19 protein-coding genes are annotated in these 15,607 nt (G+C 61.3%); 10 read left to right on the top strand and 9 right to left on the bottom strand.

The window, feature by feature from the left end; all coding sequences use genetic code 11:
• Nucleotides 1-262: 262 nt before the first annotated feature.
• The 4 genes from JQ629_RS00375 to JQ629_RS00360 all read left to right on the top strand — a co-directional run bounded on the left by JQ629_RS00375 (nt 263) and on the right by JQ629_RS00360 (nt 3,174).
• Nucleotides 263-1,288 (top strand): aspartate-semialdehyde dehydrogenase, encoded by a 1,026-nt coding sequence (locus JQ629_RS00375; RefSeq protein ID WP_212410372.1) that lies wholly within the window; start codon nt 263-265, stop codon nt 1,286-1,288.
• 104 nt (nt 1,289-1,392) lie between these two features.
• Complete coding sequence (locus JQ629_RS00370) at nt 1,393-2,034, top strand: glutathione S-transferase family protein (protein WP_212410370.1); 642 nt, start codon at nt 1,393-1,395, stop codon at nt 2,032-2,034.
• A gap of 146 nt (nt 2,035-2,180) precedes the next feature.
• Nucleotides 2,181-2,342 carry a hypothetical protein gene (locus JQ629_RS00365; protein ID WP_212410367.1) on the top strand — a complete coding sequence of 54 codons (162 nt, stop codon included), beginning with the start codon at nt 2,181-2,183 and terminating at the stop codon, nt 2,340-2,342.
• A 241-nt stretch (nt 2,343-2,583) separates the two neighbouring features.
• Nucleotides 2,584-3,174: a DedA family protein gene (locus JQ629_RS00360; RefSeq protein WP_212410365.1), complete on the top strand. Its 591-nt coding sequence runs from the start codon at nt 2,584-2,586 to the stop codon at nt 3,172-3,174.
• A 16-nt stretch (nt 3,175-3,190) separates the two neighbouring features.
• Here the strand turns inward: JQ629_RS00360 and queA are convergent, their stop codons facing one another.
• The 5 genes from queA to coaD all read right to left on the bottom strand — a co-directional run bounded on the left by queA (nt 3,191) and on the right by coaD (nt 6,384).
• Complete coding sequence (gene queA, locus JQ629_RS00355; protein WP_212410362.1) at nt 3,191-4,267, bottom strand: tRNA preQ1(34) S-adenosylmethionine ribosyltransferase-isomerase QueA; 1,077 nt, start codon at nt 4,265-4,267, stop codon at nt 3,191-3,193.
• Nucleotides 4,268-4,386: 119 nt separating this feature from the next.
• Nucleotides 4,387-4,851, bottom strand: a complete 465-nt coding sequence (locus tag JQ629_RS00350; RefSeq protein ID WP_212410360.1) for a peptidylprolyl isomerase — start codon at nt 4,849-4,851, stop codon at nt 4,387-4,389.
• Complete coding sequence (locus JQ629_RS00345) at nt 4,827-5,267, bottom strand: UCP034077 family protein (RefSeq protein WP_212410358.1); 441 nt, start codon at nt 5,265-5,267, stop codon at nt 4,827-4,829. Before JQ629_RS00345 ends, JQ629_RS00350 begins: the two co-directional genes overlap by 25 nt.
• Nucleotides 5,268-5,270: 3 nt before the next feature.
• Nucleotides 5,271-5,834, bottom strand: coding sequence for a peptidylprolyl isomerase (locus tag JQ629_RS00340; RefSeq protein WP_212410356.1), 564 nt, complete (start codon nt 5,832-5,834; stop codon nt 5,271-5,273).
• A gap of 49 nt (nt 5,835-5,883) precedes the next feature.
• On the bottom strand, nt 5,884-6,384 hold the full coding sequence (coaD, locus tag JQ629_RS00335) for a pantetheine-phosphate adenylyltransferase (RefSeq protein ID WP_212410354.1): 501 nt from the start codon (nt 6,382-6,384) through the stop codon (nt 5,884-5,886).
• Between the two features lie 356 nt (nt 6,385-6,740).
• On the opposite strand from coaD, the gene JQ629_RS00330 reads away from it, so the two are divergent.
• Entirely contained in the window at nt 6,741-6,998 is a 258-nt protein-coding gene (locus JQ629_RS00330) for a hypothetical protein (protein ID WP_212262800.1), read from the top strand.
• A 409-nt stretch (nt 6,999-7,407) separates the two neighbouring features.
• Here JQ629_RS00330 and JQ629_RS00325 read toward each other — a convergent pair whose 3' ends face one another.
• Nucleotides 7,408-7,614, bottom strand: a complete 207-nt coding sequence (locus JQ629_RS00325) for a hypothetical protein (protein ID WP_212410352.1) — start codon at nt 7,612-7,614, stop codon at nt 7,408-7,410.
• A 353-nt stretch (nt 7,615-7,967) separates the two neighbouring features.
• Here JQ629_RS00325 and JQ629_RS00320 point away from each other — a divergent pair, with 353 nt between their 5' ends.
• The 5 genes from JQ629_RS00320 to JQ629_RS00305 all read left to right on the top strand — a co-directional run bounded on the left by JQ629_RS00320 (nt 7,968) and on the right by JQ629_RS00305 (nt 10,125).
• On the top strand, nt 7,968-8,492 hold the full coding sequence (locus JQ629_RS00320) for a hypothetical protein (RefSeq protein ID WP_249134734.1): 525 nt from the start codon (nt 7,968-7,970) through the stop codon (nt 8,490-8,492).
• Nucleotides 8,459-8,686: a hypothetical protein gene (locus tag JQ629_RS36910; RefSeq protein WP_249134733.1), complete on the top strand. Its 228-nt coding sequence runs from the start codon at nt 8,459-8,461 to the stop codon at nt 8,684-8,686. The genes JQ629_RS00320 and JQ629_RS36910 overlap by 34 nt, the downstream gene beginning before the upstream one ends.
• Before the next feature lie 159 nt (nt 8,687-8,845).
• Nucleotides 8,846-9,022 carry a hypothetical protein gene (locus JQ629_RS00315; protein ID WP_211996742.1) on the top strand — a complete coding sequence of 59 codons (177 nt, stop codon included), beginning with the start codon at nt 8,846-8,848 and terminating at the stop codon, nt 9,020-9,022.
• Nucleotides 9,019-9,375: a hypothetical protein gene (locus JQ629_RS00310; RefSeq protein WP_249134732.1), complete on the top strand. Its 357-nt coding sequence runs from the start codon at nt 9,019-9,021 to the stop codon at nt 9,373-9,375. Before JQ629_RS00315 ends, JQ629_RS00310 begins: the two co-directional genes overlap by 4 nt.
• 108 nt (nt 9,376-9,483) lie before the next feature.
• Nucleotides 9,484-10,125, top strand: coding sequence for a class I SAM-dependent methyltransferase (locus tag JQ629_RS00305; RefSeq protein WP_212410350.1), 642 nt, complete (start codon nt 9,484-9,486; stop codon nt 10,123-10,125).
• A 316-nt stretch (nt 10,126-10,441) separates the two neighbouring features.
• On the opposite strand, the gene JQ629_RS00300 is transcribed toward JQ629_RS00305, so the two are convergent.
• The 3 genes from JQ629_RS00300 to gyrA form a co-directional block, all read right to left on the bottom strand.
• Complete coding sequence (locus tag JQ629_RS00300) at nt 10,442-11,260, bottom strand: DUF2182 domain-containing protein (RefSeq protein WP_249134731.1); 819 nt, start codon at nt 11,258-11,260, stop codon at nt 10,442-10,444.
• A gap of 15 nt (nt 11,261-11,275) precedes the next feature.
• Nucleotides 11,276-11,944: a DUF1326 domain-containing protein gene (locus JQ629_RS00295; RefSeq protein WP_212410348.1), complete on the bottom strand. Its 669-nt coding sequence runs from the start codon at nt 11,942-11,944 to the stop codon at nt 11,276-11,278.
• Nucleotides 11,945-12,771: 827 nt separating this feature from the next.
• A complete protein-coding gene (gene gyrA, locus JQ629_RS00290; protein WP_212410346.1) occupies nt 12,772-15,501 on the bottom strand; it encodes a DNA gyrase subunit A in 2,730 nt (909 codons plus the stop codon).
• Nucleotides 15,502-15,607: the final 106 nt, after the last annotated feature.

Here is a 15,607-nt window from a genome sequence, read left to right as displayed (position 1 = left end):
GCGTAACAGATGCGCCCTGTTCAACAGGCCATTCAGCCTCTTTTTCCCTCCAAAACCCGTTGACGGCGGCACAAGTCTCCCGCATAAGTCCGCCCCATGAACGCGACCACCAAACGTACCGCGAAAACCAAAGCACCCTTGGGGGGCTCGGGAGCCGTGCGCGCGTAACCTGACGATCGCATCATCTGAACCGAAGCCCCGCCTGAAAAGGACCGGGGCTTTTTTATTGCCTGCAGCCTACTCAAACCAAAGGAAGACGAACGTGAGCAACGATCCAGTAGTGGCCATTGTCGGCGTGACCGGCGCCGTCGGGGCCGAATTCATCGCCACCATGGACAAGCGCAGTTTCCGCGTCGGCAAGCTGAAGGCGCTGGCGAGCGCACGCTCGGCCGGCCAGACCGTCAACTTCCGCGGCGAGCAGGTGGTGATCGAAGAGCTCACCCCGCACTCCTTCCACGGCGTCGACATCGCCCTGTTCTCGGCCGGCGGCAGCATTTCGAAGAAGTATGCGCCGATCGCGGTGAAGTCGGGCGCGGTCGTGGTCGACAACTCGTCGGCCTTCCGGATGGACCCGGACGTGCCGCTGGTCATTCCCGAGATCAACGCGGGCCGCATCCGCGACCACAAGGGCATCATCGCCAACCCCAACTGCTCGGCGATCACGGCGCTGGTGCCGCTGTGGCCGATCCACAGGCAAAACTGCATCAAGCGCATGATCATCTCGACCTATCAGGCCGCCAGCGGCGCCGGTGCGGCGGCGATGGAGGAACTCAGGGAATCGACCCGCGCCAACCTCGAGGGGCGGCCGTTTACGCCGAAGGTGATCCCGCTCCCCTACGCCTTCAACGTGTTCAGCCACAACACCGCGATCGATCCGGACACCGGCTACAACGACGAAGAGACCAAGGTCATCAAGGAGACCCGCAAGATCTTCGAGGACGAGAAGATCGCGATCGGCGTCACCTGCGTGCGGGTGCCGGTGCTGCGCGCGCATTGCGAGGCCATCACCTTCGAATGCGAGCGCCCGATCTCGGAAGACGAGGTGCGCGCGATCCTGTCGAAGGCGCCGGGTGTCAGAATCGTCGATGATCGGGCGAAGAATTACTTCCCGATGCCGATCGACGCTTCAGGCCAGGACGACGTGCTGGTCGGCCGCATCCGCAAGGATCTCAGCGATCCCACAGGCCACTCGATCGCGATGTTCGTCTCGGCAGACCAGCTGTTGAAGGGCGCCGCGCTGAACGCCGTCCAGATTGCGGAATTGCTGCCGCAGCGCGCGATGGCGTGAGGTGAACGCGTGGAGTAGGTTAGACGTCGCTAACCAACTCCACGCTTCGCGCATCATTTTCATGCGACGAAGCATGCTCGCTTTTGCTCGCGAGGAGATCGCTGATGATACGGCTTTACTACTATCCCGGATTCATCAGCCTCTTTTCGCATATATTGCTGGAAGAAATTGGGGCTCCGTATCAGCTCATTTTTGTCAATCTGAGCGGCGGCGCGCACAAGGGACCCGATCATCTCCGACTGAATCCAAACGGTCTAGTCCCGGTCCTCGTGCAGGATGACCTGGTCTTGTACGAATCCGCAGCCATCTGCCTGCATTTGGTCGATACCTATCCGGGTTGTGAGCTGGCTCCGGCTATGGGGACTGGCGAACGCGCGCACTTTTATAAGTGGCTGATGTGGTCCTCGAGTACGTTACAGCCTGCATTGTCGATGTATTTGCATCCCCATAAATGGGCCAACGATCCAGCCATGTTTCCCGAGTTGCGAGCGTGTGCTGAACAGAAGGTGTATGGCTTGTTCGATTTGCTCGACGGTGCGCTCGAATCTCACGGTGGCCCGTGGTTGTTGGGTGATACTTACTCGGCAGTTGACGCTGGTGCGCTTACCCTGTGTCGATGGTCACGTGGAATGCCGCGTCCGGGAGCAAGCTGGCCCCATGTCGCTCCGTACATGAATCGCATTCTGGCAAGACCTGCGGTTCAACGCGCGCTGCAACAGGAGCATTTGCAAGAACCCTGGATTTGACCGATCGCGTGCCGTCGAGCCGAAGCGCCCTTTGCGTCGCCGGAAATGAGAAATTCCTGACATCGATGAGGGGCGCGCAGCGCCTGCTGGCTTCACGGCGAATCGTTGGTTAAGTTCGCGATCGCTACCGAACTTGAAGGCTGACGATGCCGAAGCGAAGCTGGGTCTATCTCCTCGGGCTGGTCTTGATCTGCGCCATAGCCGGATCGTGGTACTATTATTACAAGAGCAAGTGCCACGGCATGGATGAATGCGCCGCTCAAGCCGCCGAAGGTCGGGAGCGGGACAAGCCGAGCGAGCCGCGTTGATCGACATATGAAGGACCGACAGACCGCCGTTGTAGCGCGTTTCCTGCGCCCCTAGGCACGCAACAGCGTACATGTGTTGGTAGGTTCGCTGCGTTCTGGCCACCCTGCGCCCTGCGCGAATATGCCCATAAACCCAGCCTGCCTTTTGCTTTCAAATGCTCCCGCAGCGTAGTAGCGTTCCAACTGGTCCCCCGGGCGACAGGACGTGTCACCGGGGGATAGTCGTCAAAGCGGGGCTGATTTGCTGTTTCCGACCGATCTAGCGTCGTTTCTCGATCTCATCCGCCAGCACGGCGATGCGGCCTACAGCCTCATGTTCGCTTATGCGGCCTCGCACAGCCTGCTGCTAACGTTGTTCGCAGGCTACGCCGCGCATGCAGGCGCACTGAATTTCGGCACGCTGATCACGGTTTGCTGGCTCGGCACCTTCACCGGTGATGTCATCCGGTTCTGGATCGGGCGGCGTTATGGCACACGCTGGCTCGGATCCTTTCCGAGGCTGGAACGTGCCGTCCAGATCGCAGCCCGGCTGGCCGACCGTCACTATGCCTGGATGATCCTGTTTCATCGTTTTCCGCACGGCATTCGTGGCGTCGCCGGCTTTGCGTATGGAATATCGCAACTGCCCTGGTCCACTTTCCTGGCGTTCAATTTCGTCGCGGCGGGCCTGTGGTCCTGCACGGTCGTCTCGGCCGGCTACGCTTTTGGTCAGGTCTCGGAGAAAATGATGAGCGATGCTTCCTCCGGCGTGGCCTTCGCGCTGCTGGTCGTGTTCCTCGGCCTGTCCTGGTTCTTGAGCAAGAAGCTCGAACGCGCCGTCGAACGAAACTAGCAGGCGCGTCAGTCACTCACTTCCGCGCGCGGAACAATAAACACGCATCGCCATAGGAATAGAACCGATAGCCGCTGGCGATCGCGTGCGCATAGGCCTGCTTCATCGTCTCCAAGCCGCTGAACGCCGACACCAGCATGAACAGTGTCGAGCGCGGCAAATGGAAGTTGGTCAGCAAAATATCGACCGCGCGAAAGCGATAGCCCGGCGTGATGAAGATCGCGGTCTCCGCGCCAAACGGCTGGATGGTGCCGTCCTCGGCGGCCGCGCTTTCCAACAGCCGCAACGATGTGGTCCCGACCGCGACGATGCGGCCACCTTTGGCACGGGCCGTGTTCAAGGCGGCGGCGGTCTCGGCCGAGATCGAGCCCCATTCGGCATGCATCCGGTGTTCTGACGTTTCCTCGACCTTGACCGGCAGGAAGGTCCCTGCCCCGACATGCAGCGTTATCCGGTGCAGTCCGACGCCGTGCTCGCGCAACGCGGCCTCCAGCGCCGGCGTGAAATGCAGCCCTGCGGTGGGCGCCGCGACCGCCCCCTCATTGGCCGCGAACATGGTCTGGTAATCGGCGGCATCGCGATCGTCAGGCGTGCGCTTGGAGGCGATGTAGGGCGGCAATGGCGGCGTGCCGAGGTCGGCGATGGCCTGGTCGAGCGTTGGTCCATGAAACGAGAACGACAGCGTGATCTCGCCCTCCTCGCCTTTGGCCTCGACCTCGGCATCGAGATGGCCGAGCAGGCAGACCTTGCCTTCATTGCCGAAGCGCACCACGTCGCCCGGCGCCAGCTTCTTGGCCGGCTTGACCAGCGCCCGCCAGCGCGAGCCGTCGAGCCGCTTGATCAAGGTCGCTTCGATCTTCGGTTCGGTCTCGCGGCCAATGCGGCGTCCATTGAGCTGAGCCGAAATGACCTTGGTATCGTTCACGACGAGCTGGTCGCCTGGCTGCAGCCAGTCCGGCAGTTCGGCCACGGCCCGGTCGTGCAACACGCCGTCCGGCTGCACCACCAGCATCCGCGCTGAATCGCGCGGGCTCGCCGGTCGCAGCGCGATGTTGGCGGGGGGCAGTTCGAAGTCGAACAGATCGGTGCGCATGGCGCAATGCGCTCCAGCGTAACCCAGGGGCGTCATTCCGGATGCCGCGTGAAACGCGGCAATCCGGAATCTCGAGATTCCGGGTTCATGCTTCGCATGCCCCGGAATGACGGCGGCTATCAGCCCGCGTCTTCAGCCATATGCGCCTTGACGATCTTGTCCGGGTTCTGCACCGGCTCGCCGCGCTTGATCTTGTCGACATTCTCCATACCGTCAGTGACCTTGCCCCAGACCGTGTACTGGCCGTTGAGGAAGGACGCGTCGTCGAAGCAGATGAAGAACTGGCTGTCGCCGGAATCCGGGCTTGCGGCGCGCGCCATCGAGGTGGTGCCGCGCACATGCGGCTCCTTGTTGAATTCGGCCTTCAGCTTCTTGCCGGAACCGCCGGTGCCGGTGCCTTGCGGGCAACCGGTCTGCGCCATGAAGCCGTCGATCACGCGATGGAACACGATGCCGTCGTAAAACCCTTCGCGCACCAGTTCCTTGATGCGGGCGACATGGCCCGGCGCCAGATCCGGGCGCATCTCGATGGTGACGGGACCCTGCGTGGTCTCGAGGATCAAAGTATTTTCTGTGGCTGCCATGCTCTTCTCTCATCAGGTTTGGGTGGACGTTTGCGGGTTCGAAAAGGGATCGCGAGCGGCCGGCCGGCAACGGCACCGCCGAGTCCCTCGGTAAATGGCAACGGCGTACAGCGTTGCAATGTTTCCATCACCGCGATGCGGTATTTGAGCCGGTCGTTATCGCTGGCGTGTTCCGATTCATAGGTAATCCTGGGCTGACCGATAATGGCGCCCGCGCGGTTGAAGCTGACGACCACGGTGATGTCGATCGGGTTGGCTTGCGACAGCGGCGGCGGCTTCCAGCACGACTGCAGCCGCACAAAGATGTCCTTGAGTGTGTCGAGTTGCAGCGGTTGTGCCGAGGCCTGCACCGTCGATACCAGGTACAACAGCAGCGCGGCAAACCCGAGGAGCGGCTTGCTGCGCGACGTTGTCATGGCTCACTTGATATCGGATGCGACTTGTACCTTCACCATCTTGTCAGGGTCGGTGACCTGTCCACCGGACGATCCCGGCGGCGCCTTTTTCAGCTTGTCGACCACATCCATGCCGGACACGACCTCGCCGATCACGGTGTACTGGTTGTTCAGGCTCGAGCCTTCCGCGAACATGATGAAGAACTGCGAGTTCGCGGTATCGACGCTGTCGCCGCGCCGCGCCATGCCGACGATGCCGCGGGTGAACGGCACCTTGGAGAACTCCTGCTTCAGGTTCGGATATTTCGAGCCACCGGTGCCGTTGAAGTTCTGGCCGTCGCCGGTCTGCGCCATGAAGCCGTCCATCACGCGATGGAACGGCACGTTGTTGTAATAGCCCTCGCGCGCCAGCTGCTTGATGCGCTCGGCATGCTGGGGCGCGAGGTCGGCCCGCAGCTTGATCACGATGCGGCCTTTCGTCGTGTCGATTACGACCGCATTGGCCTTGTCGAGATTGGCCGGCAGCGGCTGGGCGATCGCGGGAGCCGCGCAAATCAGCGCGGCGACAAAAGCGAGAATGCGGATCATGAAAACTCCGGGATCGAGAGAGTAAGGCGTCGGGAGCACGCGAGGCGCGCTAGCTGGCGAATTTGGCCTTGAGTTTGGCTGCGATCGAGGGCGGCACGAACGCGGAAAAGTCGCCGCCCATGCCCGCGATTTGGCGCACCAGTGTGGCGGTGATCGGGCGGACCGCGGGGGACGCCGGGACGAACACCGTATGCACCTCAGGCGCCATGGCCTGGTTCATGCCGGCAAGCTGCATCTCGTAGTCCAGATCGGTGCCGTCGCGCAGGCCCCTGATCATGATGGTGGCGCCGGCGGCCCGGGCCGCCGTGACCGTCAGATTGTCGTAGGTGGAGGCCTCAAAGGCGCAACCGGCGCTCTTCGCGATGGGCGCGCATACGTCCTCGAGCATTTCCAGGCGTTCTTCGGTCGAAAACAGCGATGACTTTTTGCCGGGATGGACGGCAACGGCGACGATCAGGCGGTCGCACAGGGTCACAGCGTGCTGGACCACGTCCAGATGGCCGTTGGTAACGGGGTCAAAAGAGCCGGGATAGAGCGCAATACGGGGCATAGAACCCTCCTAACCCGCCGCGGGCGGCCCGGCAAGCGGGCCAGCCTCTTGTTTTGACGCGTTTTCTTCACGCGAACCGGTACCCACCCCGGATCAAGCCCGGGGCCGGCTTCACTCGAAAACGCTCCGGTTCCCCACAATGGGCGCTATTTATTTGAAATCGGCCAATGAACCACTTTTGGGGTCGGCGCGTCTGCTTAAGGAGCCGCCAATGTTTCGTCCCGTCGGGGCGACGAAACAAAACTCGGCCCGGACGAAACCATTTTTGGGCTTGGCGAAGACACCCGGAAACGCCGCCTAGGTACACATCCATCCAACGAAACGACGGGCCGAACGGCCCATGACAGGGGACCGTCATGATCAAGGCACTTTCCGCAATCACCTTTGCCGCGCTGATCGCCACCGCACTGACCATTTTGCCCGGCTTTGCCCCCTCGGTTGAAGCCAGCGTGCCGCAGGCGCTTGCCAAGGGTGACCGCCTCGACATCCGCACCGTCGGCAAGGATTGCTCGCAGCAGGCTTGGCCGAATTTCGAGGCTTCCTGCCTCCGCGCCGCCGGTTCCAAGTCGTTGATCCGGGAAGCGCGCCTGGTTACCGCCGACCGCACCCCATAAGGGCGCCGACCTTTCCAATTAGCCGTCAGATTGCTCTGATTTGAAGTCCTCGGGATGCCCCCCGAGGACTTCGGCGTTTCAGGAAGCGATCAGCATCCATTTTAGGGAAGGATCATTGCTGCGATCGACGTGCTCGGGCCCTGTCATCCCAGCGGCTCAGCATTTGCGCGAGATCGCCATGCGCCTGTTCGGCGGGAGCCCGGTTCGTATTAGCCGGCATCGGCCGTCCCGCTTCCACGTAGTTCTTCCATCTGCGAGCGCTCTCACGCCGTTTCCGGGACATGCGGTCACGCGTATAATATCCAGCAGCGTAGGCTGCCCCGAGCAAAAGCAGAATAACGAGGACGTCCAGCATCTCATGTGCTCCACGCACTGGGCTTGAGGGGGCTGGACAGAGAACCCTGCATGATCAGGCAATCATCCAGATCATGACCTTCCAAAACGAAAGACCGAGCAAGTACAACCATCCAGTCATCACGGGAATGACGAGCGTAGCGTAAAGTGCGGCAACGAGGCCGTTGCCGAGATCGGATCTGCCCGCACCCTCTACACGGCTTTCCGCGACGTTTGGGTGACGCGGTTCGACATCGATCGTGACGCTCGGATATGCCGACATGACTGAGTTCCACCTTGATCGACCACCAGCCGGCGGTCGAGTTAGCGGCGACGTTTGGCGAAAATTTGGTGCGGTGGAACCAGGCTCTGGAATGCCGCAGCGTCACCAGGCATTCCATCGAATCCGCTTCCACCATTCGCAAGGATAGCTCTTAATCTGCCATATCGCGGCAAGTTCGGAGGGCATAGCTTAGAGCCACGAAGGGGTATGTCCACGAGCACCGCTACCCCGGGCACGCCGCCCTCGTCACCAGCGCGCCCACATATATCGGCGCTACCAACGCCGACCGCCTAACCAGACCGAACTTCGACCTGATCCTGACCGATTTCTCTTGAGGATTGGAGACGAAAGCCATGAACGAGCTGCTTGCGAAAGTTCTCGATGCGCACGGCGGTCTGGAGCGCTGGCAAAGATACAATAAGGTCGAGGCCACCATGGTCACAGGCGGCGGCCTCTTTCCCCTCAAAGGCCTGTTGCAGGATAGCAATCCGCGGCGCATGACCGTGTGGCTGCATGAGGAGCGCTCCTCCGTCACGCCGTTCGGGGCTCCCGATCAGCGGACCGTGTTCACGCCGGATCGGATCGCCATCGAGAAGCTCGACGGTACGCTGGTCGCCGAGCGATACGCGCCACGGGATTCTTTCGCGGGCCACCAGATGCACACCCCCTGGGATCCGCTGCACCGTGCCTACTTCAACGGCGAAGCCGTGTGGACATATCTAACGACACCATTCCTGCTGGCCATGGACGGGGTCCGTGTCGAAGAGACCGAGCCCTGGCGCGAGGGGGCCGAACCTGGCGCGTGCTGCGCGCCCGCTTCCCCGGTTGGATGGAAACCCACTGCATGGTGCAGGACTTCTTCTTCGGCGAGGACATGATGCTGCGCCGTCATGATTACAGCGTGAACATCGCGGGCGGTTTTCCGGCCGCGCAACTCACGTCTGCGCATATCGAAGCCGGCGGTATTCGCCTTCCGAGCATGCGGCGCGCTTACGCTCGCGGTCCCGATCGCAGACCCGTCACGGACATGCTGCTGGTCTCAATCGACTTCAGTGCGATCGCCTTCACGTAGTCATCCGCCGGTCGAGGCCGCCGAGGTTGAGCGCCGAGGTTCCACATTGAAACAAAAATTGATCGAATAAGGCAGAATAACGGGGATATTTCCCAAAAGCGTCTTGATTTTCCGCTCCGCTTTTTGGCGGGGCGCGTTTTGTTTGATGGGTAAGAAGACATGACCGATCAACAATTGACAGTTCAGGCAATTAGCGAAGCACAACGCATACTGGAAGATTACCTTCGGCCCTGGCCGCAGAACAATGAAACGATCCTCGACAGCTTGGTGGAAGTTCTGGGCCGCCCCGATTTGGTGGTCGCAGTAAGCCGCTTGCAGCAACAGGCGCGCAAATGAGGAAACTCCCACCAATCGCCCTGGCCGTTTGGATTGCTACGCTCCTGCCAGTTGGGATGCCAAACGCGCAGGCCAAACAACAATGCAGCGCCGCGACGCCGTCAAATACGCACGGGCGCTGGTGGTCCTATCGTCTGATCGATGGACGAAAGTGCTGGTACGAAGGCAAGCCCATGCTGTCGAAAGCGTTGCTGGAATGGCCCAAGGAGGCATCCCCGCAACCCGTTTCCGCCGCAAAAGTTACAACCGCGGCCACAGAGAAGTCCGGCAATCCATTGGACGCCCAAGCCTGGGCACTGAAGGACTTTGATACTTTCGAAGCGCGATGGCGCGAAAGGGTGAGCATGCAATAGGCGTTGCCGCCACAGGCAAGGTTTTAAGCATCTCGCCAACGCGCCACAGACATTTCGTTCTTGGCGACTGGGAATATTGCTTGTCTTTCAACCAAGCGGAAACCAGCCATGCGAACGGCTGCAGATTTCAATCTCTATTACGCGACCCCTGACCCCTGGCATATTTCCCACGCCCAATTCAGGGACAAGGTGTTGCGCCGATGCCTGAAGCCATTCATCCGGGACAAATCCGTTCTTGAGCTCGGCTGCGGCGAAGGCCACTTGACGCAAGCGATCTTTGACAAAGCACGATCGGTGGTTGGCATCGACATCAGCGATGTAGCAATTGCCCGCGCCAAATCGCTAAGCCTGCCAAACGCCAGATTTGAAAGCGTTGATTTCTTGCAAGCCTCATTCGAGGGGTACGACGTCATCGCAGCCCTCGAATGCGTCTACTATCTGTCCCTGCCGGAGCGGGAAGCGTTCTTGCAGAAGGTCGCCAGAGAGCACTCTGGCAAGATACTTTTGCTTTCGGGCCCAATCGTCGACTACAGAAGACACTTCGGTCATAAGCGATTGATGTACGAGTTCACGGCTCTGGGGTTCGCTCCCCTTAAACTTCATAACCTGTCCGTTTACTGGCATCCGCCTTCTTCTCGAATTATCGCCAGCCTGATCAAGCTGCCACTTGGACACACCTTGCTTGATTGGATACCCGAGCCGATGATCTATCAAAGGCTATACGCGCTTCGAGCACCGAAACAGCGCTGACTCGGTTATCCGATAAACCGACAACGCGCTTCGTGTGGTCTCTGCCGGAACAAGCAACAGAGCTACTCGGGCAACCCCGCTTTCCGAAGGCCCTCGATAAACAGCTTCGCGTTTGATCGTCCGCGGCGAGCGATGTACGTGGTTATTGTTAAATTGGGATCGTGTTCAAGCACACTCGCCGCCGCCGCGTGCGCCTCGACGTCACGTCCAAGATGGGCGAATGCGGACGCGAGACAGCGAGCCCAAATTGCCTCAAATGGCATTTTGCGGGCCCGCAACGCGACTAGATGGAGTGCTCATGCGAGAGCACTCGGAATCAAAGAAGGTCAAACACGTGCTTGCTGGCGCTCGCCACCAGGCATACGCCCCAAACGACCAGCGCGCCCCCGACGGCGTAGGCCAGCCAGTGGCCGATCGGCAAAGTCTTTTCGAGCAGGACGAGCGCTGCGAGCCCCCCGACCCACCAAAGATTCATAACACCGCCAAAAAACAGCAGCGCCATTAGGAACGAGCAGCATCCTAGGCAATAGGCACCGTGTGTCAGGCCCATGCGGAATGCACCACCGCGTCCGACACGCCAGTGGGCGGCTAGGAAGCTGACGGGCGAACGGCACTGGCGCAAGCAGGCATGCTTGATCGGCGAAAACTGCCAAAGCCCGGCGGCGATCAGGATCGCGGCGCCGAGCCAGGCCGTGGTGGTAACCATCATTGCCGACAGCAGTCCGCTTTCTTCCAGCCCCCACTGCATCGCGACGGCCCCCGCACTGAAGCAGGCCCAAGCTGCGAGATACCCTGAGGCAAAGATGCCGGTCGACACCCACGGCCGTTCAGCCGCTCGTTCACGCTGGCTGACGCGCGCGAAAATTAGCAGCATCGGCGTGGCGCTCGGCAGCATCATTGCTACCATCATCACAAACCACATCCACAACATCAGCGCAGCATAGCCTGCCGTCCAGATCGCCGGCGTCATCACCATGTCTCGAGGCATGCGCGTTACCTCGACCGCGCTCATGTCCATGCCGCCGCCGAGCGCAACCCAAAACCACGACAGCGCGATGACCGAGAGCAACCCCACCCCCACGATCACCCGGTCGCGGTGCAGTACCTTTTCGAGCATCGACGGCAGCAGCTGCATCGCCAGTGAGGTCGTCTATGGCCGTCCGAATTTCTGCTTGTATTCGTCGTAGGAGTGGACGAGTCCGTTCGGATCCCAAGCGACATTAGCAAGCGAACTGTGCCGGCGGTTAAGATCGAACTTGATCGCGCCGATCCCCTTGGCGAATCCGGCGGCGCTTTCGGCTTCATGGAACACCCAGCCGTTGGGCAGCACCGTCAGCATGCGGTGTTCCTCGTCGGTCACCGGATTGCGGATCGGCTCGCTGTTGGCCCTGACAAAGCCCGGCACCTCAATGCGTGCGGTGCGCTTTGCCAAGTCCCATTCAAAAGTGATTTTCGAGAACTGCGGGTCCTTGATGGTCTCGATAATGGTTGAAAAAATTTGGAACATCGTCCCGGCCTTTTGGTCCTCGCCGGACAGGACATAGAACAACGCGTCCCGCTGCGCGTCGTTGGCACGCTCGTCGATGATCGGCTGCAAGACGCCGTGGCCGTGGTGGATGGCTCTGGGAAAGTAAAAAGTGGCCACCACCGCGAGACCGTCGAGACTGAGTTTCTCGCAGTGGCCCTTGTCGATCTTGAAGGCTACTAAGCCGGTGCACATCCCGTATGTCGGATCGGCCATCGACTCGCATGGACAGCCAAGATCGCAACTGCAGTATTCAACGTACTTAGCTTCGATGCGCCAATCACGTCCAGCCATGAAATCCTCCTCTTCGCTCCCGAAAACTCAGCTCCCATGTCTCGCAGGACCCCGCCTGGAAAGGTGAACCGCGAGGTCATCTCTCAAGCCAAACATCGTCGGCAGCCCAATCTTCAATGCAGACTTCCCAATGCCATTCGATGTTCCGACCTTCTCGGATCTGGCAGCATTAGGAGTGCGTCAGAGAAACCGACACAACCCAAGTACCCGATGCGGTAATCTTCACCCGCCGGCTACTGCACCCGCGCTGCCAGCGGCCAAATTGCCAATGCACCGCCAATCAATGTGATGAACTAGCGCCGTCGCATGCCTTCCCGAAGAACACGCTGGCGTTGGGTTTAGCCTAGCACTTTGCTACCGCACGGTTGAGCGACAAATCGCCCCAACCGGCCTGTGACTGAGTAGGCTCGATGTCAGCTAAGGGTCAGTCGCGTCGGTTGGCCGCGTGCCGGTCACTTCCGGTCGTCCCCGAACAACGGACATACGCAGGCTCGGTCCGGTTGCAGGCGTCCGGTCCCAATCAAATTGCACGTCGCATTCATCTCCGTCGCGTCATGAAGCCGTCGAAGAACGCCGCCAGCGGCCTATCGCTATTGAGCGGCAGCACGTGGGCCACCTACGTGTCCAGCCACACGATCACCATGCACCCTGGTTCGCGATCGATGCCGCGCGCTGTCCCGGGCGCTCCGGCGGATGCCGCAACGAAGAAATAGCGGCGCGTGGCGCGCCCGACACGATTAACGAGCGCCCACCAATCTGGCTTCCGTCAAGCTCGCATCAAACCGAATTTGGCTCCGCTGAAATGAGACAGCGCCTTTGACAAGGCGCTAACCGCCATTGCCGTTCTCGCCATTCTCGCCGTCGTCGCCGATATGCTCGACGGAGACCACGTGCTCGTCCTCGGCGGTGTCGAACACGATCACGCCTTGTGTCGAACGGCCGGCGATGCGGATGCCCTCGACCGGACAGCGGATCAACTGGCCCTTGTCGGTCACCAGCATGATCTGGTCGCTGTCCTCGACCGGGAACGAGGCCACCAGCTTGCCGTTGCGGTTGTTGACCGACATCGCGACGATGCCTTTGCCGCCACGGCCCGTGGTCCGGTATTCGTAGGACGAGGTACGCTTGCCGTAGCCGTTGACGGACACGGTCAGCACCACCTGTTCCTGCGCCGACATTTCGGCATAGCGCTCCTGGGAGAGCTGAAGCGTACCTGACGTCTCTTCGGCCTCGACATCGGCGGGCTCTTCGGCGCCGGTCTCGCCGGCCACCGCGCGGCGCATCTTCTGGTACGCCGACCGCTCGTCCGAGGTGGTCTCGACATGGCGCAGGATCGACAGCGAGATCAGTCTGTCGTTTTCGGCAAGCGCAATGCCGCGCACGCCCATCGAGGTGCGGCCGGTAAAGACGCGCACATCGGTGACGGGGAAGCGGATGCACTGGCCGCCGGCGGCGGTCAGCAGCACGTCGTCGCGCTCGGTGCAGATCTGCACGTCGACGATCGCCTCGCCCTCGTCGAGCTTCATGGCGATGATGCCGGAACGGCGGACATCGACGAAGTCGGACAGCTTGTTGCGGCGGACGTTGCCGCCGGTGGTGGCGAACATCACGTCGAGATTGCCCCAGGAGGATTCATCCTCCGGCAGCGGCATGATGGTGGTGATGCGTTCACCCTGCTCCAGGGGCAGGATGTTGATCAGCGCCTTGCCGCGCGCGTTCGGCGCCGCCATCGGCAGCCGCCAGACCTTTTCCTTGTAGACCTGGCCGCGCGAGGAGAAGAACAGCACCGGCGTATGGGTCGAGGCCACGAACAGCCTGGAGACAAAATCCTCGTCGCGGGTCTGCATGCCGGCGCGGCCCTTGCCGCCACGGCGCTGCGCCCGGTAGGCCGACAGCGGCACGCGCTTGACGTAGCCGGCATGCGAGACCGTGACCACCATGTCTTCGCGCTGGATCAGGTCCTCGTCCTCGACCTCGTCTTCCTGCTCCATGATGACGGTCTTGCGCGGGGTGGCGAAATCGGCCTTCACCTCGGCGAGCTCGGCCTTGACGATGGCCTGCACCCGCGCACGCGAGCGCAGAATCTCGAGATAGTCGGCGATCTCCACCGCGAGCTTGTCGAGCTCCTCGGAAATCTCCTCGCGGCCCAGCGCAGTCAGACGCTGCAGGCGGAGGTCGAGAATGGCTTTGGCCTGCTCGAACGACAGCCGCGCGGTACCTTCGGCGGTCATCCGGTGCCGGGGATCGTCGATCAGCGTGATCATCGCCTCGACATCCCGCGCCGGCCAGTCCCGCGCCATCAGGCTGTCGCGGGCGGTGGTGGGATCCGGCGAGGCGCGGATCACGCGAATGATCTCATCGATATTGGCGACGGCAATGGCGAGACCGACCAGGATGTGGGCGCGGTCGCGGGCCTTGTTGAGCAGGAACTTGGTCCGGCGCGTGATGACCTGCTCGCGGAACGCGATGAACAGCGTCAGCAGGTCCTTCAGGTTCATGGTCAGCGGGCGGCCGGAATCCAGCGCCAGCATGTTGGCCGGGAAATTCGATTGCAGCGGCGTGAAACGATAGAGCTGGTTCAGAACGACATCCGGCACCGCTTCGCGTTTCAGTTCGACGACAACGCGCAGGCCCTCGCGGGACGATTCATCGCGCAGGTCCGAGACGCCCTCGATCTTCTTCTCGCGCACCAGTTCGGCGATGCGCTCCACCATGGTGGCCTTGTTCACCTGGTAGGGAATTTCGGTGATGATGATCGCTTCGCGGTCCTTGCGGATGGTGTCGATCGCGACCTTGCCGCGCATCACGATCGAGCCGCGGCCGAGGTGATAGGCCGAACGGATACCCTGGCGGCCGAGGATGATGCCGCCGGTCGGAAAATCGGGGCCGGGTACGATGTTGATGAGGTCGTCGATCCCGAGCGCGGGGTTGTCGATCAGCGCCGTGCAGGCGTCGATGACTTCGCCGAGATTGTGCGGGGGGATGTTGGTCGCCATGCCGACGGCGATGCCGCCGGCACCGTTGACCAGGAGGTTCGGGAACTTGGCCGGCAGAACCGACGGCTCTCTCTCCGAATTGTCGTAATTGGCCTGGAAATCGACGGTGTCCTTGTCGATATCGCCGAGCACGGCGAGCGCCGATTTCGTCAGGCGCGCTTCGGTATACCGGTAGGCTGCCGGGGGATCGCCGTCGACGGAGCCGAAGTTCCCCTGCCCGTCGATCAGCGGCACGCGCATGGAGAATTCCTGCGCCATCCGGACCATCGCGTCGTAAATCGACTGGTCGCCGTGCGGATGATATTTACCGATCACGTCACCGACGACGCGCGCGGATTTGACGTATTTCTTGTCCGGCGTGTGCCCCTGTTCGTACATCGAGTACAGAATGCGGCGATGCACCGGCTTCAGGCCGTCGCGGGCATCCGGCAGCGCACGCGCCACGATCACGCTCATGGCGTAATCCAGATAGGAGCGCTTCATCTCGTCCAGAATGGAAACGGGACGAATATCGGAAGGCGCCGGCGGCTCGCCGGGCTTGTTCTCATCGTTATCAGACAAAGGGGGAATCCGGTCAGTTCTAGGCTGGGAATCATATAGCGTATCGGGGTGCTTTTAACCACCCCAAGGCGCTCCCGGCCAGCTGTTTTTCCCTTCGTTTTTTCAT

Origin of the sequence: Bradyrhizobium sp. AUGA SZCCT0222 (assembly GCF_018130205.1) — a bacterium.
In the GTDB taxonomy this organism is placed as follows: domain Bacteria; phylum Pseudomonadota; class Alphaproteobacteria; order Rhizobiales; family Xanthobacteraceae; genus Bradyrhizobium.
The sequence above is the reverse complement of the archived record's forward strand: the minus strand, read 5'-3'. Positions and strand labels throughout refer to the sequence as shown.

Excerpts from the sequence above, each read along its gene's own strand:
- JQ629_RS00320 (WP_249134734.1), top strand. The coding sequence starts at position 7,968 with ATGAACGAGCTGCTTGCGAAAGTTCTCGATGCGCACGGCGGTCTGGAG.
- JQ629_RS00330 (WP_212262800.1), top strand. The coding sequence starts at position 6,741 with ATGATCAAGGCACTTTCCGCAATCACCTTTGCCGCGCTGATCGCCACC.
- coaD (WP_212410354.1), bottom strand. The coding sequence starts at position 6,384 with ATGCCCCGTATTGCGCTCTATCCCGGCTCTTTTGACCCCGTTACCAAC.
- JQ629_RS00315 (WP_211996742.1), top strand. The coding sequence starts at position 8,846 with ATGACCGATCAACAATTGACAGTTCAGGCAATTAGCGAAGCACAACGC.
- JQ629_RS00345 (WP_212410358.1), bottom strand. The coding sequence starts at position 5,267 with ATGACAACGTCGCGCAGCAAGCCGCTCCTCGGGTTTGCCGCGCTGCTG.
- queA (WP_212410362.1), bottom strand. The coding sequence starts at position 4,267 with ATGCGCACCGATCTGTTCGACTTCGAACTGCCCCCCGCCAACATCGCG.
- JQ629_RS00325 (WP_212410352.1), bottom strand. The coding sequence starts at position 7,614 with ATGTCGGCATATCCGAGCGTCACGATCGATGTCGAACCGCGTCACCCA.
- JQ629_RS00305 (WP_212410350.1), top strand. The coding sequence starts at position 9,484 with ATGCGAACGGCTGCAGATTTCAATCTCTATTACGCGACCCCTGACCCC.
- JQ629_RS00365 (WP_212410367.1), top strand. The coding sequence starts at position 2,181 with ATGCCGAAGCGAAGCTGGGTCTATCTCCTCGGGCTGGTCTTGATCTGC.
- JQ629_RS00340 (WP_212410356.1), bottom strand. The coding sequence starts at position 5,834 with ATGATCCGCATTCTCGCTTTTGTCGCCGCGCTGATTTGCGCGGCTCCC.
- JQ629_RS00310 (WP_249134732.1), top strand. The coding sequence starts at position 9,019 with ATGAGGAAACTCCCACCAATCGCCCTGGCCGTTTGGATTGCTACGCTC.
- JQ629_RS36910 (WP_249134733.1), top strand. The coding sequence starts at position 8,459 with ATGGTGCAGGACTTCTTCTTCGGCGAGGACATGATGCTGCGCCGTCAT.
- JQ629_RS00295 (WP_212410348.1), bottom strand. The coding sequence starts at position 11,944 with ATGGCTGGACGTGATTGGCGCATCGAAGCTAAGTACGTTGAATACTGC.
- JQ629_RS00370 (WP_212410370.1), top strand. The coding sequence starts at position 1,393 with ATGATACGGCTTTACTACTATCCCGGATTCATCAGCCTCTTTTCGCAT.
- JQ629_RS00300 (WP_249134731.1), bottom strand. The coding sequence starts at position 11,260 with ATGCAGCTGCTGCCGTCGATGCTCGAAAAGGTACTGCACCGCGACCGG.
- JQ629_RS00350 (WP_212410360.1), bottom strand. The coding sequence starts at position 4,851 with ATGGCAGCCACAGAAAATACTTTGATCCTCGAGACCACGCAGGGTCCC.